At 58.7% G+C, this 20,686-nt stretch carries 19 protein-coding genes and 3 pseudogenes; 11 read left to right on the top strand and 11 right to left on the bottom strand.

All coding sequences use genetic code 11. From position 1 onward, the window contains the following. A pseudogene (locus ACESNB_RS03650) lies at positions 1 to 272 on the bottom strand (hypothetical protein); the annotation flags it as partial. Between the two features lie 409 nt (positions 273 to 681). Next, on the bottom strand, positions 682 to 1,266 hold the full coding sequence (locus tag ACESNB_RS03645) for a hypothetical protein (protein ID WP_373003984.1): 585 nt from the start codon (positions 1,264 to 1,266) through the stop codon (positions 682 to 684). On the opposite strand from ACESNB_RS03645, the pseudogene ACESNB_RS03640 reads away from it, so the two are divergent. Next, a pseudogene (locus ACESNB_RS03640) lies at positions 1,258 to 1,623 on the top strand (MFS transporter); the annotation flags it as partial. The gene ACESNB_RS03645 and the pseudogene ACESNB_RS03640 sit on opposite strands and share 9 nt — an antisense overlap. 112 nt (positions 1,624 to 1,735) lie before the next feature. On the opposite strand, the gene ACESNB_RS03635 reads toward ACESNB_RS03640, so the two are convergent. Further along, positions 1,736 to 2,767 carry a LacI family DNA-binding transcriptional regulator gene (locus ACESNB_RS03635; RefSeq protein ID WP_373003975.1) on the bottom strand — a complete coding sequence of 344 codons (1,032 nt, stop codon included), beginning with the start codon at positions 2,765 to 2,767 and terminating at the stop codon, positions 1,736 to 1,738. Between the two features lie 130 nt (positions 2,768 to 2,897). Here ACESNB_RS03635 and ACESNB_RS03630 point away from each other — a divergent pair, with 130 nt between their 5' ends. The 4 genes and pseudogenes from ACESNB_RS03630 (at position 2,898) to ACESNB_RS03615 (ending at position 5,116) form a co-directional block, all read left to right on the top strand. Next, a complete protein-coding gene (locus ACESNB_RS03630) occupies positions 2,898 to 3,404 on the top strand; it encodes a glycoside hydrolase family 3 N-terminal domain-containing protein (RefSeq protein ID WP_373003981.1) in 507 nt (168 codons plus the stop codon). Positions 3,405 to 3,440: 36 nt separating this feature from the next. After that, a pseudogene (locus ACESNB_RS03625) lies at positions 3,441 to 3,992 on the top strand (glycoside hydrolase family 3 C-terminal domain-containing protein); the annotation flags it as partial. Further along, positions 3,898 to 4,368, top strand: coding sequence for a putative glycoside hydrolase (locus ACESNB_RS03620; protein WP_373003972.1), 471 nt, complete (start codon positions 3,898 to 3,900; stop codon positions 4,366 to 4,368). The pseudogene ACESNB_RS03625 and the gene ACESNB_RS03620, both read left to right, overlap by 95 nt. Beyond that, positions 4,361 to 5,116 carry a hypothetical protein gene (locus ACESNB_RS03615; protein ID WP_373003968.1) on the top strand — a complete coding sequence of 252 codons (756 nt, stop codon included), beginning with the start codon at positions 4,361 to 4,363 and terminating at the stop codon, positions 5,114 to 5,116. Before ACESNB_RS03620 ends, ACESNB_RS03615 begins: the two co-directional genes overlap by 8 nt. A 181-nt stretch (positions 5,117 to 5,297) precedes the next feature. On the opposite strand, the gene ACESNB_RS03610 is transcribed toward ACESNB_RS03615, so the two are convergent. Genes ACESNB_RS03610 through ACESNB_RS03600 form a run of 3 tightly spaced genes read right to left on the bottom strand, consistent with a single transcriptional unit; the run spans position 5,298 to position 7,789 of the window. After that, positions 5,298 to 6,929, bottom strand: a complete 1,632-nt coding sequence (locus ACESNB_RS03610; RefSeq protein WP_373003964.1) for a sensor histidine kinase — start codon at positions 6,927 to 6,929, stop codon at positions 5,298 to 5,300. Between the two features lie 55 nt (positions 6,930 to 6,984). Next, entirely contained in the window at positions 6,985 to 7,587 is a 603-nt protein-coding gene (locus ACESNB_RS03605) for a sigma-70 family RNA polymerase sigma factor (protein ID WP_373003961.1), read from the bottom strand. Positions 7,588 to 7,597: 10 nt separating this feature from the next. Further along, entirely contained in the window at positions 7,598 to 7,789 is a 192-nt protein-coding gene (locus tag ACESNB_RS03600; protein ID WP_373003957.1) for a NepR family anti-sigma factor, read from the bottom strand. A 167-nt stretch (positions 7,790 to 7,956) separates the two neighbouring features. On the opposite strand from ACESNB_RS03600, the gene ACESNB_RS03595 reads away from it, so the two are divergent. From ACESNB_RS03595 to ACESNB_RS03585, 3 genes are all read left to right on the top strand, one after another. Next, the gene (locus ACESNB_RS03595) at positions 7,957 to 8,751 is read left to right on the top strand and encodes a response regulator (protein WP_373003954.1); all 795 of its coding nucleotides are present in this window, start codon (positions 7,957 to 7,959) and stop codon (positions 8,749 to 8,751) included. A 222-nt stretch (positions 8,752 to 8,973) separates the two neighbouring features. Next, the gene (locus tag ACESNB_RS03590; protein WP_373003950.1) at positions 8,974 to 9,891 is read left to right on the top strand and encodes a 3-keto-5-aminohexanoate cleavage protein; all 918 of its coding nucleotides are present in this window, start codon (positions 8,974 to 8,976) and stop codon (positions 9,889 to 9,891) included. Beyond that, on the top strand, positions 9,888 to 10,307 hold the full coding sequence (locus tag ACESNB_RS03585; protein ID WP_373003947.1) for an acyl-CoA thioesterase: 420 nt from the start codon (positions 9,888 to 9,890) through the stop codon (positions 10,305 to 10,307). The genes ACESNB_RS03590 and ACESNB_RS03585 overlap by 4 nt, the downstream gene beginning before the upstream one ends. Positions 10,308 to 10,354: 47 nt before the next feature. On the opposite strand, the gene ACESNB_RS03580 is transcribed toward ACESNB_RS03585, so the two are convergent. From ACESNB_RS03580 to ACESNB_RS03560, 5 genes are all read right to left on the bottom strand, one after another. Then, positions 10,355 to 10,804 (bottom strand): DUF3237 domain-containing protein, encoded by a 450-nt coding sequence (locus tag ACESNB_RS03580; RefSeq protein WP_373003944.1) that lies wholly within the window; start codon positions 10,802 to 10,804, stop codon positions 10,355 to 10,357. Between the two features lie 7 nt (positions 10,805 to 10,811). Next, on the bottom strand, positions 10,812 to 11,792 hold the full coding sequence (locus ACESNB_RS03575; protein ID WP_373003978.1) for an NADPH:quinone reductase: 981 nt from the start codon (positions 11,790 to 11,792) through the stop codon (positions 10,812 to 10,814). A gap of 16 nt (positions 11,793 to 11,808) precedes the next feature. After that, entirely contained in the window at positions 11,809 to 12,603 is a 795-nt protein-coding gene (locus ACESNB_RS03570) for an SDR family oxidoreductase (protein WP_373003941.1), read from the bottom strand. A 70-nt stretch (positions 12,604 to 12,673) separates the two neighbouring features. Then, a complete protein-coding gene (locus ACESNB_RS03565; protein ID WP_373003938.1) occupies positions 12,674 to 14,854 on the bottom strand; it encodes a TonB-dependent receptor in 2,181 nt (726 codons plus the stop codon). 400 nt (positions 14,855 to 15,254) lie between these two features. Continuing rightward, the gene (locus ACESNB_RS03560) at positions 15,255 to 16,886 is read right to left on the bottom strand and encodes a sulfotransferase (protein ID WP_373003935.1); all 1,632 of its coding nucleotides are present in this window, start codon (positions 16,884 to 16,886) and stop codon (positions 15,255 to 15,257) included. Positions 16,887 to 16,972: 86 nt separating this feature from the next. Here ACESNB_RS03560 and gcvA point away from each other — a divergent pair, with 86 nt between their 5' ends. The 3 genes from gcvA to ACESNB_RS03545 all read left to right on the top strand — a co-directional run. Continuing rightward, the gene (gene gcvA, locus ACESNB_RS03555) at positions 16,973 to 17,935 is read left to right on the top strand and encodes a transcriptional regulator GcvA (RefSeq protein ID WP_373003932.1); all 963 of its coding nucleotides are present in this window, start codon (positions 16,973 to 16,975) and stop codon (positions 17,933 to 17,935) included. 268 nt (positions 17,936 to 18,203) lie between these two features. Next, positions 18,204 to 19,607: a carboxylesterase/lipase family protein gene (locus tag ACESNB_RS03550; protein ID WP_373003929.1), complete on the top strand. Its 1,404-nt coding sequence runs from the start codon at positions 18,204 to 18,206 to the stop codon at positions 19,605 to 19,607. After that, positions 19,604 to 20,686 (top strand): BCCT family transporter (locus ACESNB_RS03545; protein WP_373003926.1); only part of this gene is annotated, 1,083 nt, incomplete at its 3' end. The genes ACESNB_RS03550 and ACESNB_RS03545, both read left to right, overlap by 4 nt.

The following is a 20,686-nucleotide window of genomic DNA, read 5'->3' as shown; positions in this document are numbered from 1 at the left end:
CTCTTGGCTTCCGACCAGGACGGATAGGTATCGCCGACCGTATATTCGCGCCAATAGCGCTCGCTGACGATGCGCCCGCCTTGCACCGCGAGGAAGGCATGGGTTTCGCCCATCACCTCAGGCGCGGGGTCGCTGAAGGCGAGGTCCAGCAGTCTGTTCAGGTTGGATGAATCGACGTCGCCAGACGGGGGTGCTTCCGGCCAGCCCGCTACCGGCCATGGCGTATCGGTTGGCTGGGAGGGCAGGGGCACGAGAGAACGGGATGAGGTCATGTCGGGGGCCACCGTCTTGAGCTTGTTCAACAAGCACACGCACCGCGCCTGTGCCTTAGTGCAAGTGGACAGGTCCGACAGCCTTTCGTCAACGGTGCGGGGTGTCGTGCGCAACGCGAGTCTGGTGGTTACGTTGGGGCAAGTCGATCAAGAACCGCCGGGCTGCTGTCCCGGGGGTCGTCGCACCCTGTTGGCCACTCACTCCAATTCCAATCTGAAGGGACATCGTCGCCAGAGAACAGGTTGCAGATCGGCGCGTCGCCCCAACAGTAGCGGACCTCCGACGGGTTGGTCTGCGATGGCACAATAAGGTCGATCACGGTGCCGTTCAGGGTCGCATTGGCCCAATTGCAATTACCGGATTCGTCGCAGGTTTCGAACGCGATCGGAGATGCAGACCCGATGACTTTCAGTTGTTCGGTCGGCATTTCCAGCGAGATGCCGCTTCCATCCCGAACAACGCGACGGGCACAATACCATCCTCGGCCCCCTGACTTTGTCCCGTGAGAATGTCCAGGATATGCAGGATGCGCTGGACGACCAGCTGCTTGTTGGGCGGATGGCTGTCGGTCCGATCGCCAGCATCGATCGTTACGGCCAGTCCGGTATTCGGATCATCCACCCCAACGCGCCGCTGGGCTTCGCGTATGTCGGACCAGCCAGACGGCCCGGGACTGTCCGGCATGCCGTCATAGCCGGGCGGCTGGACAATCACGACAGGTAGGTTCGCGCCGAAATACGCTCTCCAGCTTTTGACGAGCCGTTCAAGCAGAGGCTGGTACGCCATGCCACGGTCTGCATGGCTTTCGCCCTGGTACCAGATGGCGGCATAGAGCGGAAAACCGGTCAGGGGCGAGACCATCGCGTTGTGAATCGTCGTGAAGCCGCGAACGGTTTCCCATGGCAGCTGGGGACCGCCCGGCCTGTCGTCGCTGACAACCCCGTACATCCAGTCCGCGCCCAGCGGGAGCGACTGGCCCGATGCTTTTCGCAAGCGCGCCTCGTCGATGAGCGCATGATGCTGCCCGGCAGTATCGGCCCGATCGCCCTTCTGGCGGCGAATGCCTATGTCGCATTCTTCAACGGCTCGTGGGGCCCGGTCATGTGGGTCTCGCTCGGTGAGATGTTTCCGAACCAGATTCGCGGATCCGGATTGGCAGTTGCAGGCTTTTTCCAGTGGTTTACGAACTTCCTGATCACGTGGACCTTCCCGATGATGCTGGGATGCGCCGCAATCGCGCTCACGGGCGCCTATGGCGTGTACGCGGTCTTCGCGTTCATCTCGATCTTCTTTGTCGTCTGGGCCGTGCGCGAAACGAAGGGCAAGGAACTTGAGGATATCCAAAGCTAGCAAGGACTCCAAGACGGCAATTGGAAACGGCGGGCGGAACCGCCTGCCGTTTTTGTTTGCGCAAGTCTTCAATCGGGGGCCCGGCAGGGCGCGCCAAACACAATCGCGGAATTCAATGCGGTGTGGTGAGGCTTTCGCGTTCGATGATCTGGATCGTGTCAATCGTCACGTGCGCAGGCTGTCCGTTCCAGTTGGCGCTGGTAATATCGGAAATCATGTCGACAGCGGTCTGGGCCATTTCGGCAATGGGCTGTTTCACAGTGGTCAGGCGCGGCCAGATGGCGGCGGCGATGGCGGTGTCATCGAACCCGACGATCGACAGCTCTGACGGGATCTTCACACCGCGGCGCTGGGTGCCCGCAATGAGGCCGGCGGCCATGTCGTCGTTACTGGCGAAGACAGCCGTGGGCGGTTCCTTGGCGTCCAGCACCTTGTCGGCAAGCTGCATGCCGGACTTGAAGGTGAAGTCGCCTTCGAAGATCAGGCCCTTGTCGATCGGGATTCCGTGCGCTTTCAGCGCGTTTTCATAACCGCTCTGGCGCTGGGGGGAGGATGGATGCTCGCGCGGTCCCCGAATGAAACCGATCCGCTTATGCCCCTTTTCGATGAGTAGCTCGGTCATTGTGAAGGCAGCGGCGATATCGTCGAAGGCCACGCTTGAATGGTTCGACTGAGGATCGCGATAGCTGAGGGCGACAACCGGAATTCCCATATCCTGCATCAATTTGAGCAGCGCCAGATTGCTGCTCAGCGGAGGGGCGAGGATCAGGCCGTCGAGGCGGATGGAGCTCAGGCGTTTGACGATCACCGAATTGTCGAGAACGCCTTCGATGTCCGAAAGGTCTTCAATGACCAAGTGATGCCCGAGATCGCGGCACTCTTTCAGTGCGCTGACCAAGAGGGCGCTGAGATAGCTCGGACTCGGGTTGTAATAGGCCAGTCCGATGAGTTTGGATTTTCCGCCTGCCAGGCCGCGCGCCATCAGGTTTGGCCGATAATTGAGCGATGCAATCGCCGCTTCAACCCGCAGGCGCGTCGACTCCTTGACGAGCTTCTGCTTGTTCAGCACCCGTGAAACGGTCATCTGGGATACGCCGGCTTCTTCGGCGACTTCCTTGATTGTAATCGGTTGGCGCTTGCTCACTGATATTCTGTCCACTTAAAGCTAAAGTACTAGAGGCTCGAGCCTCTAACTATCCAAATACAAGGTTGGCAAGGCTCTTCTCTCGGCAGGTCTACAAGTATGAAGCACCGAAACCGGCCCGAGGCACGCGATTGCCCAGCTTGATGGTTGCACCAATGAGGATTGCCCCGCAGCCCTGTTGGCTGGCCTCGACATGTATATGGCACCGGACAGATGGCGCGGGCTTTCCACCAATACGCAGGCGCAAGTGAAATCGGGAATTATCCCTGAAGCGCGCCTCGACGATGCCGTGCGCCGCATCCTGCGGGCAAAGCTCCATTACGGTCTGTTCGACGAAAAGCGCCCCTCAGAGCGGGCGCTGTCTGGCCGCACAGACCTCCTCGGCTCAGCCGACCATCGCTCGGTGGCGCGTCAGGCCGTCGGGGAATCGCTCGTTCTCCTGAAGAACGAGAATGGCATCCTGCCCATTCGTCCCGATGCGAACGTGCTCGTCGCTGGCAATGGCGCCGACAGCATTTCCAAACAGGCCGGTGGGTGGACCCTCACCTGGCAGGGCGGCGGTATGGAAAATGATATGTTCCCGAACGGGAATTCCATCCTTGATGGCATCGCAGCGGTCGAGGACGCAGTCACCTAAAGTGCGGACGGCAGCTAGACAGACCGGCCCGATGTCGCGATCGTCGTCTTCGGCGAGGATCGGAATGCGGAATTCCGTGGTGATGTTGATCACCTCGCGTACGATATCGATGGGTCGAAAGAGCGGAAGCTCCTGCAAGAGCTGAAAGCTGACGGCATCCCGGTCGTCAGTGTCTTCCTGTCGGGCCGTCCGATGTGGGTAAATCCGGAAATCAACGCGTCGGATGCCTTCGTCGCGGCCTGGCTGCCGGGCAGCGAGGGCGCCGGTATCGCCGACCTCCTGTTCAGCGAAGCCGCAGGCAAGCCGCGCTTCGATTTCCGTGGCAAGCTCTCCTTCTCCTGGGCCCGGCGCGCAGAACAGACCCCGCTCAATGTCGGTGATGCCGATTATGATCCCCTGTTCGCCTATGGTTACGGCCTCACCTATGCCGCGCCCGGCGAGGTGGCCCACCTCGACGAGACCGTCAGCGAGGCACTCGTCTCGGCCCGCGCCAATGGCACCTTCTTCGAGAAGGGCAGTTTTGTCGCCGACTGGACCGCCCACATGTCAGGCAATGTCACGCAATCGCGCCTGGATCATCGGGCTTAGGAGGACGCGCTCCTGTTCACCCATCGACGATGGTCAATCCCCCGTAGATTTCACTGACGGAAAGGCACGCAACTATATGCGCGAATCCAATGCCGACATCGAACTCGCCGTGACCCTGAAACCGGATATCAGCGGCCGTGTCGAAATCGGCATGCGCTGTGAGGGCGAAGACTGCGCCGCCTATCAGGTCTTGTCCGCCGCCGATGCGAAGGCGGGCGAGTGGACAGACATCCGCGTGTCGCTGATCTGTTTCACCGGGCTGGATCTCGACTCCGTGACATCGCCCTTCAGCCTGCGCGTGGCCGGCCCCGGCACCGTCTCCGATGTCCGTTTTGCCGAAGATGCTGACAGCAAGGAAACATGTCTGGGTGAATAGGCTGGAACCGCGGGCAGGCATGGCGGACATCGTGCACCCGGCGTTGCAGCTCGCGTCGCATGGCTATGCGGTCGCGATAGATCCGTTACGCGGCGGCCGGATCATTTCTGCGACGTATGAAGGGCTGGACGTGCTGCGGCCGGATGCCGGTTCCGGCGCCGCCAGCGCCCTGGATTCGGCCTGTTTTCCGCTCGTGCCGTTCTCGAACCGGATCCGCAATGGCGCATTCGCGTTTCAGGGCCAGTACTACCAGCTTGGGAAAAACTGGGACGGTGACGCCCATGCGATCCCTGGCGAGGGATGGCTGCGCCCGTGGGACGTCGTCGCGGCGGATGGTTCGCGCGCCTTGCTTCGGTTGCGGGGAACCGGCTGGTGGCCATGGGCCTATGAATGCCTTCAGGAGATCAAAGTCATCGAACGTGGGATCGGCCTCGCTCTGACACTCAGGAATATTGATGCAAGCCCGATGCCTGCCGGGCTCGACTTACATCCCAATGTTCCGTACACAGATCAAACTATGCTCCGATTCGATGCCACCAGCGCCTCGCCGCCTTTGGGGCAGGGCCTTCTCGTTTCCCAACCGCTCGGTTCCCGATACAAGATTTGGGAGCCCACGTCCGGTATCGGGGACCGAGCTCGATCACTGCTATGCGGGCTGGCAAGGGACTGCCACGATCATCCAGCCGGAGACCGGCCTGCAGGTTTCGGTGACCTCGCTCCGGGGGGCACAACACTGCGTGGTCTATAAGCCGGCCGATGCGCCCTATTTCTGCGTCGAACCGGTCTCACATCTCACCGGCGCTTTCGAAGCAGCCGGTCCCGCCGCTGCCGGGCTGGAAATTTTTGCAGCCTGGAGAAACATTGGACCTCGCCATTTCCATTGAGGCCAGGTTTTAGGCAGGCAAGGTGGGGCGGGCAGGGCGCTGCCTTTATGCATTCCGGGGCATGAACAGGGTCACGCGACAGCCGCAATCTATGCTCGCATCCACCGTCAGTTCGGCAGACAATTGGCGCGAAAAGGCGGTCATCAGCTTCGACCCCAGCCCGCCGCCATTCTCGGTTTCGGATGTCGTCGATGGATCAAATCCGCGACCATTATCGGAGATAACCAAAGTGGTCCCGTCCACGTCGACGCCGAGCGAGATACGGATCTGGCCGCCGGCGGGCCCGAATGCGTATTTCATCGCATTCGTTACGGCCTCGACGATGAACAAGGCCATGGGGATGGCATCGTCTGCCAGGCGTTCCACGTCAGCGTAGGTCTGGACGATCTCGACATGGGATTCGTCCATGCCGAGGGCTTCGGACAGGTGCGTGACAAGAACGCTGAGGAACGGCTCCAACCGGACCTGTTCGAGGCGTTCGTTCTGGTAGAGCGTCTGGTGGACGATCGCGAGTGCGTCGATCCGGTGGCGCGCGGCTGAGATCGCCGCCTTGGCCTCGGGGTCGCGCAGCTGGCGGCCCTGAAGGTTGAGGAAGCTGGTCACGATCTGGAGATTATTTTTCACGCGGTGGTGAATCTCGCGAACGGCCTCGTCGCGGCTCGCAATGGCCAGTTTCAGGTCCTTGTCGCGTTCGTCGATATCCTTGGCCATCACATCCATCGCATGGGCGAGTTTGGAGATCTCGTCGGGAGCCTTGTCGAACGTGTCCCCGGCCTTGAACTGGTAGCGACCGGCGCCATACACCCGGACCGTCCGGGTCAGCCGCGACAGCCAGCGCAGGACGAGGGAATCGATCGCGATCCAGACCGCCAGCAAGGCCACCGAGAAGGTGACCAGCGGCAGGCCGATCGACCTGACCGGGCGCAAGGTGAAATCGCTCCACAGGCCGGGCGACTTGCGGGAGATGGCCGCAAAGACATTGCCCGGGCCCACGGGTTGAATCACCACGTCGAGCGACTCGCCGTCCTCGGCCGTCAGGACGAACAGTTCCGCCGATTCCGCGTTCGCAACGCTTGAGACCCAATCGGGATCAACCTTCGCAAACCGTTTGCTGCCAAAGGATTCGCCGCGGTCGTCCAGCAGCGCCACTTCGACGCCGTCTGGCAGCGCGTCGGCGTGCATCAGCGATGCCAGCTGCTCGGTACGCAGCTCGAGTCCTGCAGACCCTGCAAACGCACCCTCTTCGTTCTCAAGACGCATGAGAATGGCAAACAGCCACTCGCCACTCCGGTCACTGAAATACGTCTCGCTGCGCACCGTCTTCTCGCCGCGTTTCAGCCGCGCATTGTTCTCGGGATCGGGCAGGGACCACCCGGGATCAGATGCGGCTGAACAGGTTGCGACCCCTTCGGTATCAAAGCGGGCCACATTCGCGAGCGGCACGATGCGGTCCTGGAGGATGTTGAACACTTTCTTGCAGCGCCTGCGCGCCAGGTCATCCCGTTGCAGGGTCAGCATCAGTGTGGCTTCGTTGATCGATTGTTCGACACCGTCCAGGGACGCGTCAGCGACCAGCAGAAGGTTGGCGCGGCGGTCGTCCATGCCTCTGGTGGCGTCCAGGTAGGCCGAGATGGCAGACAACACCAGGATCGGAGTCAGGGCCGCCACGAGCGTCATGACGAGACGCTTGCGTAGGGATCCTGACTTCGCATTCGTTGGGGGGTGGCTGGGTTCAGCTTGTCGGCGCACGGGCGATCTCGTCCGCTTGCTTCATGATGTCGTCAAAGGCTTTTTCAGCCGACATGCCGGAGTCACTATTATAGCCGGTGGAATTTGACTCTAGTATCTCGACCACCGCCTTGCGGGCGCGCGAAACCCGGCTCTTGATCGTACCGACGGCACAGCCGCAGATTTCTGCCGCTTCCTCATAGGTCATACCGCCCGCACCAACGAGGATCAGGGCCTCCTTCTGGTCGATGGGCAGCATGGCGAGCGCATTGCGCAAGGCAAGCAGTTCGAGCGCGTCCGACGGATTGCTGTTGGACACCAGGGTTGCCTCGGCCACTTCCGGGTCCAGCGGCTGGCGGCGCCAGCTGCGACGCTTTTCCGAATAGAATGCATTGCGCAGGATCGTGAACGCCCAGGCTTTCATGTTCGTACCGGCCAGGAAGCTGTCGCGGGCATTCCATGCCTTCAGCATTGCATCCTGCGCCAGGTCATCGGCCAGCGACGCATCGCGGCACAGGCTGCGGGCAAAGGCACGCAGATGGGGAATGAGCGCGGTCAATTCCTGCTTGAACGTGGCGTCGTCGAGTTTGTTGCGATCATCTGTCATTGTCGGCGCCTCACTCATCTGACGCGGAGGGCTTCGAGGACTTCTTCTTGTCCGCCTCTTCCAGCAGTTTCAGGAACTCGTCCGGAACCTCTTCCTTGGCGACATCTTCATAAATTCGGCGAAGCTGATCCCCAATTTTGGCACCGCGACGTTTCAGGTCAGCATCTGATTTCTGCTGGCCTGCTTGTTTTTTTTTGTTCATTGGCTGGACTCTGGATTCGATCAAGGAATGGTACCTGCTGTTCAACTCACATACTGCAACAGCGGGCAACAGCATTGGTTCCACCAGAAAACAATTAATTTGGCAGCGCATGCAACCTTTTCGGATGCAGCGAGTTGTAAACGAAGAGTCAGATCAAGAGGGTTACTATGGACTTGGTACAGAAATTCGCCCCCCACCTGCCATTGCTGCGCCGCTACGCGCGCGCGCTGACGGGCAGCCAGGACAGCGGAGACGCCTATATCCGAGCCTCTCTGGCAGCCCTTGTGGAAGATCCGGACCAGATCGACAGCCAAATCGACCCGCGCACGGCTCTCTATCGCTTTTTCCATGTCATATGGGGCGGCACCGGCGCGCGGTTGGACGGGGGCACTGACGTATCGGACGCCGCAGCCGATCGCCGGCTCCAGGCGCTCGCGCCGATCCAGCGTCAGGCCTTTCTCCTCACCGCCCTGGAAGGCTTCTCCGTCAAGGATGCAGCCTATATTCTCGGTGTGTCAGAGGACGATCATGCCGAACTCGTGAATGCCGCCCACCGCGATATCGAGCAGGATCTCAAGACCAAGGTGCTGATCATCGAGGACGAGCCGATCATCGCGGCTGATCTCGAGAGCCTTGTTGGCGATCTCGGCCACGAAGTGACCGGCAATGCCACCACGCGGTCCGAAGCCGTCGACATGGCCAAAGCCAATCCACCCGGCCTCATCCTGTGTGACATCCAGCTGGCCGACGGATCGTCTGGTATCGATGCCGCCCGTGACATTCTCGGGCTGATGGATGTGCCGATCATCTTCATCACGGCCTTCCCCGAACGCCTGCTTACCGGCGAGCGCCCCGAGCCGACCTTCCTGATTCCGAAACCGTTCCAGGAAAATACGGTCAAGGCCGCCATTGGCCAGGCGCTGTTCTTCAATCCGGCCCGGACACCCAACGTCTCGGCCTGATGCCTCACTCTCTCCATGGCGGAAGCGACGGCGTACCATCGGCTTGATTTGAGGGGCTAAAACTTTCTATAATCAAAAGACCACAAAGGCCGCTCGCCGGGGTGTCGGGCTCACTTGGTGCTTTGGCACAAGCGGTTCTTTTCGATGTCCGCAGAGAGCTCCTTTACGCAGGTCAGCTAGCGGCGAAACAAAGGCGGTCGCTTCGGCGATCGAAATTAATTTATGAATCGAAATATCATTATTACCTGCGCCGTTACTGGCTCAGGGGATACCGCAGGGCGCTCGCCTAATGTTCCAGTGACGCCAACGGAAATCGCCCACGCGTCAATCGAAGCTGCAAAAGCGGGTGCTGCCATTGCGCACATCCATGTGCGAGATCCGGACACAGGCGCGCCAAGCCGGGACGTCTCACTTTATCGCGAAGTGGTTGATCGTATCCGGGAGTCCGACACCGATGTCATTATCAATCTGACGACAGGCATGGGGGGTGATCTGTATCTCGGTCCCGATGAGGACCCACTTGTGTTGGAAAAAGAGACAGATCTGGTCGGGCAGATTGAGCGCATGGAACATGTCGAAGCGCTCTTGCCGGAAATCTGCTCCCTCGATTGTGGTTCATTCAATTATCCGGGTGGAAATTATGTCTATGTGTCGACCCCGGACATGTTGCGCCTTGGTGCGAAACGTCTCCAGAAGGTTGGCGTGAAGCCAGAGCTGGAAGTGTTCGACCTTGGCCACATCTGGTTTGCCAAACAGATGCAAAAGGAGGGGCTGCTGGATTCCCCGTCACTCTTTCAGGTCTGCATGGGCGTGCGGTGGGCCGCTGAAGCGACACCGCGCAATTTCATGACCATGGTCGATAATCTCCCCGAAGGCGCAAATTGGGCTGGCTTCGGGCTGGGCGTGGACGAAATGCCCATGGTGGCGCAGGCTGCGCTGCTTGGGGGCCATGTCCGGGTCGGCCTCGAAGACAATCTTTACCTGCAGAAGGGGCGGCTAGCCTCGAATCCGCAACTGGTCGAGCGCGCGCGCGCAATCGTCGAGAAAATGGGAGCGACGACCCAGTCTCCGTCCGAAGCACGCAAGACGCTGAACCTGAAGAAGCAATCGCAGCCCGCACTGGTGAGAAAATCGGCATGATCATGGTCTACAAAGGCGTTGCGCATCCCTGGCTTTGTGATGTGATGGGGCACATGACGACGCGCCACTATGTGGCGATGTTTGATGATGCCTCCTACCATTTCCTGAGTGAAGTGTTCGGCTGGGCGCCCGGAACGGCGGGTGGGCCCGGATGGGCAGATGTGAAACACACAATCGCGTACAAAGACGAGGTGGCTGCGGGCGACCTATTGGAAGTGCGCGGTTCACTGGCAAAAATTGGCGGGAAGTCGATCACGGTAGACTATGAACTGCACAATCTCACGAAGCGGGTAATCGCTGCGTCCCTGGAGAGCATCTCGGTGTATTTTGATCTTACAACGCGCCAGGCTATCACTATTCCAGACGCGTTGCGCACACGCACGCAAGCCTTCCTGCCGACTGGCGAGGCTGGTTAGTCTTTCTTGAAAGCGGTAAGCGGCGAGGGAGAATGAGACGGTCCCAATTATTGGACTGCGCAAACGCGGTATTCGACACCCGCCTGGGTCTCACGTCCCTCACCGATCGCGAGGGTTTCATTCAACCAGGCGTACCGTGCGTGGCTCGTCTCGAACTGGATTTGCGCAAGAAAAAGCGTGTCACCAAACTGGCAATCCTGACCGGAAGCGAGCCGGGCAGTGACGCCGTCGCTGAATTTGTAGAGGCCCGTATAACTCACATGAATCAGGGCCTCATCGTCGGTCTTGAAAGTCTTGCGTACGTCGAGCCGGGCAAGGCCGCCAGATCCACGGTTCAACCAGTCTCCGCCACCCGGGAGGATGCGACCGCGCAAGCGCTCGCCCTCGAAGCTGCCATCGCCGATAATGTAGGTAATCCGATGCCCGAACGGGGTCTCCCCGATGGATTGAACGGCTGATAGCGTGTTTCGAAATGTGAGAAGGGGGACGAGTTGCACGGACGGCCTATATTTCGATGATGATATTGCCCATCTCACTTGCCGCTTCGACAAGTTCATGCGCTCGCGCGGTTTCTTTGAGCGGCACACGTTTCGCAATGGCATGAGATATCTTGCCGCTCGCGAGCGCAGCATTGACGCCCTCGACCGTTTGCTTTCGGGCAGCTTCGCTGAGAAGGTAGACGAGATACATCTTGAGGGTGACGTTCTTGAACATCAGATCATAGAATGGAATGGCTGGATTGGGGTCCGCCATCGAGCCATAGGTCGCAATAACGGCGCCGGCTTTCAGGACCGGGGCGATCTCGGCCAGATTGCCACCAAATTCGACTTCGATGACACGGTCCACGCCTGCGCCATGCGTCAGGTACATAACCTTCTCGTGGACAGACTCCGTTTTGTAATTGATCACATGATCTGCGCCAGCGGTCTTGGCGTGGGCAGCTTTTGTGTCGCCGCTTACCGTCGTTATGACTTGCGCGCCGCCATATTTGGCGAACTGGATCGCATAGTGACCGACAGCGCCTGCGCCACCGGTGACTAGGATCGTCTGGCCTTCAACCGGTCCATCGGAAAACACGCCATGATAGGCGGTGCTCGCTGGAATGCCGAGGCAGGCGCCCGCATCAAAACCTGTATTATCGGGCAGGGGGACTGCCTGGGTGCTTGGAATAGCCATAAGCTCAGAGCACGTTCCAAAGGCGCGGCGCCAGGCAGCATTCCAGATCCAGACCCGCTCGCCGATCCGGGACGGGTCAACACCTTCGCCAACGGCCTCGATTGTTCCCGCCCCGTCCGAGTGAGGTATGACGCGTGGAAAGGGGATGGCCCCCCGCAATCCGGCGCGGGATTTGACATTGGACGGGTTCACCCCCGACGTCCTGATCCTGACGAGGACCTCTCCCGGGCCTGCGACAGGCGGAGGCAAATCTCCGAACTGCAGGACATCCAGTGCGGCGCCGGTCGCTTCATACCAGACAGCTTTCATCGTATTTTCCTTGTGTTCAAAGTTGCGCGAGCGATTCCGTGTGGCCATCCACGCCGATCGCCTGGCCGGAAATCGTGGCACCAAGGTCTGACACCAGGAACAAGGCCATCGCGGCAACGTCTCCAGGGCTGACAAAGGTTCTGAGGGAACTTTGTCGCTGATAGTCCTCCCGCACCTTTTCGGCAGACACACCGCGCTTGGCAGCTTCGCGTTCTATCACGCCATCAATCCGGGGGCCTTCGACACTGCAGGGGCAGAGCGCGTTTACTCGGATTCCATGCGGCCCAAGTTCCATCGCGAGGGTCTTTGTCAGGCCAATCAGCGCCCATTTGGCGGCTGTATAGGGAGAACGCAGTGGGTAGCCGAACAGGGCCGCGTTGGAGGCCATCATCACGATTGAGCCGCTGCCAGCCGCCTTCAGCATGGGGATCGCGTACTTGGTGCAGTAGAATTGGGCGTTGAGGTCAACATCGATCGTGCGGCGCCAGTCTTCAATGGAGACCTCTTCGCAAAGTGCAGTAGGGCCTGCAATACCCGCATTGTTCACGAGAATATCCAGTCCGCCCATCGTCCGCTCTGAAGCTTCGAAAAATGATTGGACGGCGGATGGATCGGCGACGTCAACTTCAAATCCGTGAAGCTTACTATGGCTTCCACTGAGCGCCGCAACTGCGGTGCCATCCTGGTCGCAAACGCAGACAGTGGCGCCCTGTTCGAGAAAGCAGCGTGCCATCGAAAGGCCTATGCCATTGGCACCGGCTGTGATGACAATGCGCTTGTCTTGAAGGAGCGAGAATGAGCCGGAAAACATGCAGGGCACTCTGTCGTTTGAGTATCCCCGCCCGCCCCATCAGGGACGAGCGGGGATAAGGGGAGGAACACTAGAAGCGCTGGTAGAAGCTCACGCCAATCGTTCTGGGGCGATTGGTCGTAATGCGCTCATCGAAGGTCGCGGCGTTGCGATTGAGCTCTGCTCGTTCGTCCGCAACGTTGTTTACATAAAGGCTGGCTCCCCAGGAATCTCGGTCAATTCCGGTCGAGACGTTGATTATGGAGTAGGCGTCCTGCTTCTGGCGTGCTGCCACGAACAGGTCATTGTAGCGTTCGCCGACATAGCGATAACTGCCCTGCGCAAACGCATCTTCGCCCATGAAATCAAATTCGTACCGGCCGGTCAGGGCGAGTTTGAATTTCGGAATGTCCGGGAGCTCCGTTCCGGCGGGGGCATCGACGTTTTGGGTCGACAGGTTACGGATATAGTCTTCCGTCAGTTCGGCCTCGATCCAGGATGCGGCCCCGTTGATCTGGAAACCTTCAGACACCAGCACAGAGAAGTCCGTCTCGATGCCACGTGATCTGGCCGTACCGACGTTCGCTGTCAGGCCAAGGAAGGATTCAGCCGGATCGAAGCGGGTGATCTGAATATCGTCCCAGTCCATGTTGAAGATGGCGCCATTCCAACGCGCCCTGCCATCCCAGAAAGTCGTCTTCCAGCCGGCCTCATAGTTTGTGATCAGGTCAGACATATAGACTGGGGGTATGTTGGAGGTTGAGGCGCGGTTATTTCCGCCCGGACGGAAGCCCTCCGAATAGGTGACATAGACCAGAACATCGGGTGTGACATTGTAGCTGAGATTGCCTTTGAAGACGTCACCGCTTTCCCCTGATGACAGGTCAATAAGCGGGCTGCCTGAGAAGAGGGTGCCAACGGCGCCCTTAAGGTCGCTGTCCGTCTCGAAAAAGCGTGCGCCGAATGTGCCGGTCAGCTTTTTGCTGAAATCGAAGGACACCTCTCCGAATATAGCGGTTTCCTTCTCATTCCGAACCTGGTCAGTAATGAAATACGCATCATCCGGGTATCCGCTGAGTTGTGAATTGGCATTCACGCTTCGATTGGCCGGGATGGTCGGGATGTGCCAGACGTTCAGATAGTCGTGCTCGGCATCCTGATAGAATAGGCCGGCGATGAACCGCAGGCGTTCGGACTCGTCATTCTGGATGCGCAGCTCGTGCGTCATCGTCTTGTATTTGTCGTCGCTGTCATACTGGATGCGCGGATCGGTACAGGTGGCTTCGTCCAACGTGCCTGAGCTGTAGCATGTGTAATATGGGATGTAGGCGGAGTATTCGGCATAAGCAGAATAGTCGACATTATAGTCTACGTCGCGGTCGAGATAAGATCCGGCATAGGTGAGCTGGAGTCCGCCGATCTTGCCCTCGACTGAGAGGCCGGCCTGGGTGAATTTGTCTTGGCCACTGTCATCAAAGAAACGCGCCACTTCGAGATCGCCGATGTCTTCCGGGTCATGGTCCCAGACACCATTGGTCTTTTGGTTCTGGTGCATGACTTTTGCCGTCGCCGTCCAGTTTTCATTGAGGTCGATCTCGAGGGCAGCGCGCGCGCCCGTGTTTTCCTCTGTATTGAAATCCTCCTCGACGAATGGCGCATTGTCGACTGTGATACTGCCGAAGGTGAAGTTTGTGGTTGCCGGGACATTGTCGATATAGCCGCCATCTTTGGAGTGCCAGCCGACAATCCGCAGTGCTGCCTTCTCACCGATGGGCAGGTTCACGAAGCCTTCGGCTGAGTAGCTTTCGCTTCCTTCCTTGGTTGTGCCGACCGACAAGTCATAACCGGATTCAAAACCCGCGCTGCTCGGTGCATTGGTAATAATCCGCAGCGTACCTGCCTGGGAGCCCGCGCCATAAAGGGTGCCTTGGGGCCCGGCGACCGCTTCGACCCGCGCGATGTCATACATGTGGACATCCAGGACCCGGCCAATTGTGGTGACGGGCTGGTCGTCGAGATAGACCGCAACACTCGGGCTCGAGCCGGATTTGTTGCCATCGCCGCCAGATGAGATACCGCGCATGAAGACCTGGGAGTTGCCTGGACCCTGCCCCGCAAAGGAGACGCTTGGAAGGAGCGCAACATAGTCTTCAAAATTCGTGACGCCTTGTGCCGCGAGTTGCGAACCGTCAAGCACCTGAAGGCTGGCGGGAACATCCTGCAGGTTTTCAGTACGCTTTTGCGCTGTGACGGTCACGGTTTGGAGCTTCATTGTTGAAGCCTCCTCGCCACTATCTTCCTGCGCGAAGGCCGGAGTGGTGACAACCACGCTTGCGATTACGAATGCCGATGCCTGAGCGAGAAGGCGCTGTCGGCTGTTCCACATCTGATATGACATCTTGTTTCCTCCCTAGTGCAGCTGGCCCGATGTTTCGGTGCGGAAGCTGCCTGAACGTTTCCCCGGGTCGTCTGGACGCCGCCGCAAAAGCCGCGCGGACGTTCACCCCGTGATCAATGGCTAGTCTTGCGCCTGCCAGAAGACAAAAGATCATTTGTCACCGATGCATGAGTGGAATTCATGAGCTTTGCGAATTCGGGAGTAATCGGGTTTTGCTTCCTGCTTCATCTATGCGGAATTGGAGCTCATGCTGGCGTCAGGAGGGCAATAATTTCTATTGCTTATAGGTTCGCAGCGTTTCGGCTAAAGCCGCTTTCAGCGGGGTGAGCCAGGGCTCATAATTTTCCCACTGATCGAGCCCGGACGTGAAGATGGGCTGGCGGACCTGTTCCGAACTGGCGGTCTTAACAGCGCGCCGGTTCTCATAGAAACGCAGGCAGGCACCCTCGAAGGGCAGGCCGCAATGATCGAGCAGGCGGCGAACCTGGGTTTCCGTATCGGCGACAACGTCTTCATACTGGACATGCAGGACACGAGCCGGGAGGACGTTTTGCCAATGCCTCATCAGCCCGACATAGTCAGCGTAGTAGCGCCCAATATCTGTCAGATTATAAGTGAAATGCTGGCCCTTGGCGAAGAGTTGCTTGTAGCCGCTGAAGCAGCAGGCCAGGGGATGTCGTCTTGCATCGATGATGGTCGCATTCGGCAGGATCAGGCGGATCAGGCCAACATGGGCGAAATTGTTCGGCATCTTGTCGATGAAAAAGGGCGCATCGGTGCGATGAATGCGGGTGCGCTCGATGTATTCTTCGCCGAGCGCAGTGAGGTCTGAATCCGTGAGATCGCTCAGACCGTTCGGGTAATTGGACGGATCACCTGCACGTTTCTTGTCCGCAATCCGGCGCGCGATGGATATGATATCGGGCAATTCCTGCGTGCCTTCGACCTGACTATGGCTGGCCAGGATCTGTTCGAGCAGCGTAGAACCGGCGCGTGGCAGGCCAATAATGAAAATCGGTGCGCGGCTCTGGCATCCAGCATTTTTCCTCGCAGCAAACACAGCCGGCGTGAAATACTCCGAGAGCCGGGCCATGTCCGAATGGTTGTCATCAGCATTATAGGTGATGAGGCGGCGCTTGATCGCATTGCCGCGCCGGTACCAGGTGAACGACTCTTCGCATTCACCACGGTCTTCGAGCGCTTTTCCAAGGGCAAAGGCGAGATGATAGTAATCTTCGCGATCTATCTTTTCGCGCGCGGCGACGCTGCGCATTGTGTCGATATCGCTGCCCGAGAAGCGAAATGTCTTCAGATTGGCGAGGCTCCAATAGGCATCCCCCAAATCGTCCCGCATCGCACGTGCGCCATTATAGGCTGCGATTGCTTCCTCCTGGTGTCCGACCGTCTTCAAACTGTGCCCGAGGCTCATCTTGACGCCTGCCGTTGCCGGTACTCTGGAAAGGACATCGCGATAGATGGCGATGGCGCTTACATGATCGCCAATCCGGACCAGCGTATTCGCTTTCAAGACAAGATAGCTTGGATGCGCGGGATCTGCGGCGAGTAGCGTATCGAGTTCGGTCAGCGCTGCCTCGAACCGGCCCCGCCTGCCAAGGACATTGGCATAGCTGCCGCGCGCCAGGCGAAAGTCCGGGGCAAGTTCGAGCGCCCGCTCGAGCAGGGCTTCTGCGTCCTCAAGCCGCCCCACCTCCATCCCTATCTCCGCGAGCAGGCGCATGGCGTTCACATCGAGCGGGTCGCGTTTGAGCACGATGCGGCATAGCGGTTCGGCTTTGCCGAAAGCGCCAGCCAGCATGTGGTCAGCCGCCTTGATCAGTTCGGGGTGGCCCGCGGCCCGCAAGGCATCGGCCTCTGCCAGTCGGACATCTGAAGATTTGTCTGTCATGAAAGCAGACTGGCCGAGATAGCCCTTAGAGACAAAGGTAAAATCGTCTCTAGCTCTTGAAAATATCTCATGTCAGATTGAGAAACATGAAACGAAAACTTCCCCCTCTCACCGCCCTGAGAGCATTTGAGGCAGCTGCGCGGCTCGGATCATTCCGGGAAGCGGCCGATGAGTTGAGCGTGTCCCAGTCGGCAATTTCGCATCAGGTCAAACATCTCGAGGAGCAGCTCGGGATCGCGCTTTTTGTACGCACCCCCCGCGCGGTTGAGCTCAGCGATGCCGGTGCGGCCTATTTTCCGGTCGTCAGGAGAGCCTTTGACCGGATCGCTGAAGGAACCAAACAGCTCCTCAGCCCGCAGGAAGAAAATATCCTTACCGTTCAGATGTATTCGACCTTCGCGGTCCGCTGGTTCATGCCACGGCTTCACGCATTTCAGAAGATGCATTCAGACATTAAGGTGAGGGTCAATTCTTCGCAGACAGATGCTGATTTTTCGGAGCACGGTATCGATCTCGCCCTGATGATCGGGCAGCGTCGACGTGATGAAATTCACTATGAATACCTCTTTTCGCCAACGATGCTGGCTGTCTGCAGCCCGCGTTACAAGGGGACAGCTCAATCGGATGGGCGACCGCTGGAAATGCCCGCCGATCTTGCCGGACATCCGATCCTGCAGGTCTACCCATCTGACAATGACTGGCCGGTCTGGCTGGAGGCCAACAAGGTTCACGACGTCGATCCGGATGCCGGGCTCCGTTTTGACAGCTACGACCACGCCCTGAAAATGGCTGCACGCGGCATGGGCGTCGCTCTGGCCATGCAGCCATATGTGGACGAAGATATTGAGGCAGGACATCTGGTCGATATCTTCCCGGAGCGGCGCGTTCGTACGATCGGACACTGGTTTCTCACCTATCCGAAAGAACGCATGAACGTCCGCAAAGTCCGACTGTTCCAGGAATGGCTTAAGGGGCAGATTTCCGAAGACCCGACGCTCTTGCCCCTCATAGATGGTGCTATGGCGGCGCCCGGAGCCTCCGGCTCATGAGCGCAATTCATCCATCGGCGATGTTTTATCGTTTGCCGTGCTGTTCGATGGGCGCGTAAACCTGACTCTGGACAAGTCCGCCCAAGTGACTTGCCGACGGGGAGGATTGCAAATGTGGCAAAGCGCGCGGCTCATCGCGATTCTGGCGATTGGCGCGATATATTGCCTTTCTGGTTGTCGTGCGCCTCAGTCGTCTGAACAGGCGAAAGAGGCTCCTAGAGCTGCGGCGGGCGGCGAAGCGCTCGTTGGATTGCGGCTGGACTCCGACGTGTCAGCATTCCTCGGCGTCCCCTATGCGGCAGCACCCATCGGAGACTTGCGATGGCGTCCGGCGCAACCACATAGCCCGCGGCAAGGGAATGTGGGCGCGACAGAGTACGGACCGGCATGCCCTCAAAGCCAGGGTAATCCAGACTGGTATCGCATGGTGGCAGAAGGTTTCGGGAATGATTCATCCCTCATTCCCGACCTCACGTACATGGATGAGGATTGCCTCTACCTGAATATCTGGACACCGCAGCGCGACGACAGCGAACTGCTGCCGGTAATGATCTGGGTGCATGGCGGGAGCAATGTGAATGGCTGGGCCTATGAGCCAAATTATGTCGGCTCGGCGCTTGCTGCCGAGGGAGTCGTTGTGGTCTCGTTGAATTATCGCATGGGAGCGCTCGGATTCCTGCCCATACCGTTTGATGAAACCGCTGACACCCCCGCCGGAAATTACGGCATTTCCGACATTATTTCTGCTACCAAATGGGTGCGTGAGAACGCGGAATCGTTTGGAGGTGACCCCGGAAATATCACCTTGTTCGGAGAGTCGGCCGGCGGGGCTGATATCTATGCCCTCATGAAAAGTCCGCAGGCTGAAGGCCTGTTTCGGCGTGCCATCGTGGAGAGCGGCGCGCTTGGACCCGGCGACATGCCATCGTTTGAAGTGGCGAAAGAGCGAGCGGCAGAAATGTTCGCGAAGGCCGGTATCGACAGTATCGACACTGCGCGGGCTCTGCCATGGCAGGATCTTATCGATCTGCACAAAACCACAGGGGTGGATTATTATCACGGGCCTGTTCTTGATGGCCATTGGGTCCGCAAAACGGACGCGACAAATACCGATATCGACGTGATGATCGGCACCAATCTGAACGAAATGCTGATGTATATCGACGGGGCGGATGCCGACGTCTTAACTGATGGTACTGCAGACTACCCAGCTGATGTTCGTGCTGCACTGCTTGCCCTTCCCATGTTTGAAGATCGTCCCGCACGCGATATCGCAGACGTCCTCTCGACAGCGTCGCAATTCCATTGTCCGTCCAAACGGATTGCAGAAGCGTCAGCTGTGCAGGGGCGGGGACCTTACCTCTATCGCTTCACGCGCAAGCGGGAGCGTGCCGATGCCTATGGCGCCTATCATGGCGCCGAGATCCCATATGTGTTCAACACCCATGACGATTGGCTCCCAACCGATGCTGAAGATCACGCACTGACGGAGACGATGATGGCGTACTGGACCAACTTTGCGCGAACGGGAAATCCTAACGGACCCGGCTTGCCAGACTGGCCGCGCAATGTGCCCGGTGAGAATAAAATTCAGGAACTTGGCGTCTATGTGGGCGCCACGGATGATTTCATGGTGCCGTTTTGTGATGCACTGAGCAGGAGCCCCCAATGACAGGCAAGCCTATCGACAAAACGGTCTTTTCTCTGGCCGTCGCAACAGCCTTGCTCATGTCGGTACCGTTGATCCTGTTCAGCAAGTCGCTCGGACCCGGTATCGTGGCGCTGTACGACTGGACTGCGCTCAATCTAGGCATCATCTATCAATGGGCTGCGATTGGCGCGATGGTTGTCGCCGCCTATCTCGCTTTTGGTCCCTATGGGCGCATCAAGCTCGGCGCAAAAGAAGATGTGCCAGACTTTTCGACACTCAGCTGGGTCGCCATGCTCTTTTCCGCAGGCGTTGGTGGCGGACTTCTTTACTGGGCTGGTATCGAATGGACCTATTATTACGAAACGCCGCCCTTCGGCGTTGAGCCGAGGTCAACCGAAGCCATCCGATGGGCGACGAGCTATGGCCTGTTCCATTGGGGTGTCAGCGCCTGGTGCATCTACGGGCTTCCCTCGGTGGCACTGGCATATGCATTCTACAACAAAGGCGTACCCTACCTGCGGTTCAGCGCCGCGATCCTTGGCGACAAGTGTACGATCTCACCATGGGGGAAGCTGATCGATCTCATTTTCATGATTGGCTTGATCGGCGGGGCAGGGACGTCGCTGGCTTTGACGGTGCCGGTCATTTCGGCAGGTGTTGCCGAACTTGCGGGTGTGACGCGATCGACGATCATGGACCTGATCGTGATCGCTGTTTGCGTCGGTCTTTTCTGCGTCTCGGTTTATCTCGGTCTCGAAAAGGGCATCAAGCGCCTCGCCGACATGAATTTGTGGCTGGCTTTGCTCTTCCTGGCATTCATTCTGATTGTCGGCCCAACCGGGTTTATCCTGGTGATGGGCACCGAAAGCCTGGGGCACATGGTCTCGAACATGTTCACCATGATCACCTATACCGACCCGATCGAGAAATCGGGATTTGTGCAGGACTGGACGATCTTTTACTGGGCCTGGTGGATTGCGTTCGCTCCCTTTGTCGGAATATTCGTCACGCGAATTTCGAAAGGCCGTACCATCCGCCAGGTTCTGCTTGGGATGTCGGTGTTTGGCAGCCTCGGTGTATGGGCGTTCTATATAATCTTT

It is taken from the genome of Hyphomonas sp. (genome assembly GCF_041689225.1).
Taxonomy (GTDB): Bacteria; Pseudomonadota; Alphaproteobacteria; order Caulobacterales; family Hyphomonadaceae; genus Hyphomonas.
The sequence above is the reverse complement of the archived record's forward strand: the minus strand, read 5'-3'. Positions and strand labels throughout refer to the sequence as shown.

Bases quoted from the DNA above. Each gene is read 5' to 3' on its own strand.
- ACESNB_RS03575 (WP_373003978.1), bottom strand. From the start codon at position 11,792: ATGAAAGCTGTCTGGTATGAAGCGACCGGCGCCGCACTGGATGTCCTG.
- ACESNB_RS03560 (WP_373003935.1), bottom strand. From the start codon at position 16,886: ATGACAGACAAATCTTCAGATGTCCGACTGGCAGAGGCCGATGCCTTG.
- ACESNB_RS03605 (WP_373003961.1), bottom strand. From the start codon at position 7,587: ATGACAGATGATCGCAACAAACTCGACGACGCCACGTTCAAGCAGGAA.
- ACESNB_RS03595 (WP_373003954.1), top strand. From the start codon at position 7,957: ATGGACTTGGTACAGAAATTCGCCCCCCACCTGCCATTGCTGCGCCGC.
- ACESNB_RS03600 (WP_373003957.1), bottom strand. From the start codon at position 7,789: ATGAACAAAAAAAAACAAGCAGGCCAGCAGAAATCAGATGCTGACCTG.
- ACESNB_RS03620 (WP_373003972.1), top strand. From the start codon at position 3,898: ATGGCACCTTCTTCGAGAAGGGCAGTTTTGTCGCCGACTGGACCGCCC.
- ACESNB_RS03590 (WP_373003950.1), top strand. From the start codon at position 8,974: ATGAATCGAAATATCATTATTACCTGCGCCGTTACTGGCTCAGGGGAT.
- ACESNB_RS03565 (WP_373003938.1), bottom strand. From the start codon at position 14,854: ATGAAGCTCCAAACCGTGACCGTCACAGCGCAAAAGCGTACTGAAAAC.
- ACESNB_RS03585 (WP_373003947.1), top strand. From the start codon at position 9,888: ATGATCATGGTCTACAAAGGCGTTGCGCATCCCTGGCTTTGTGATGTG.
- ACESNB_RS03570 (WP_373003941.1), bottom strand. From the start codon at position 12,603: ATGTTTTCCGGCTCATTCTCGCTCCTTCAAGACAAGCGCATTGTCATC.
- gcvA (WP_373003932.1), top strand. From the start codon at position 16,973: ATGAAACGAAAACTTCCCCCTCTCACCGCCCTGAGAGCATTTGAGGCA.
- ACESNB_RS03610 (WP_373003964.1), bottom strand. From the start codon at position 6,929: ATGACGCTCGTGGCGGCCCTGACTCCGATCCTGGTGTTGTCTGCCATC.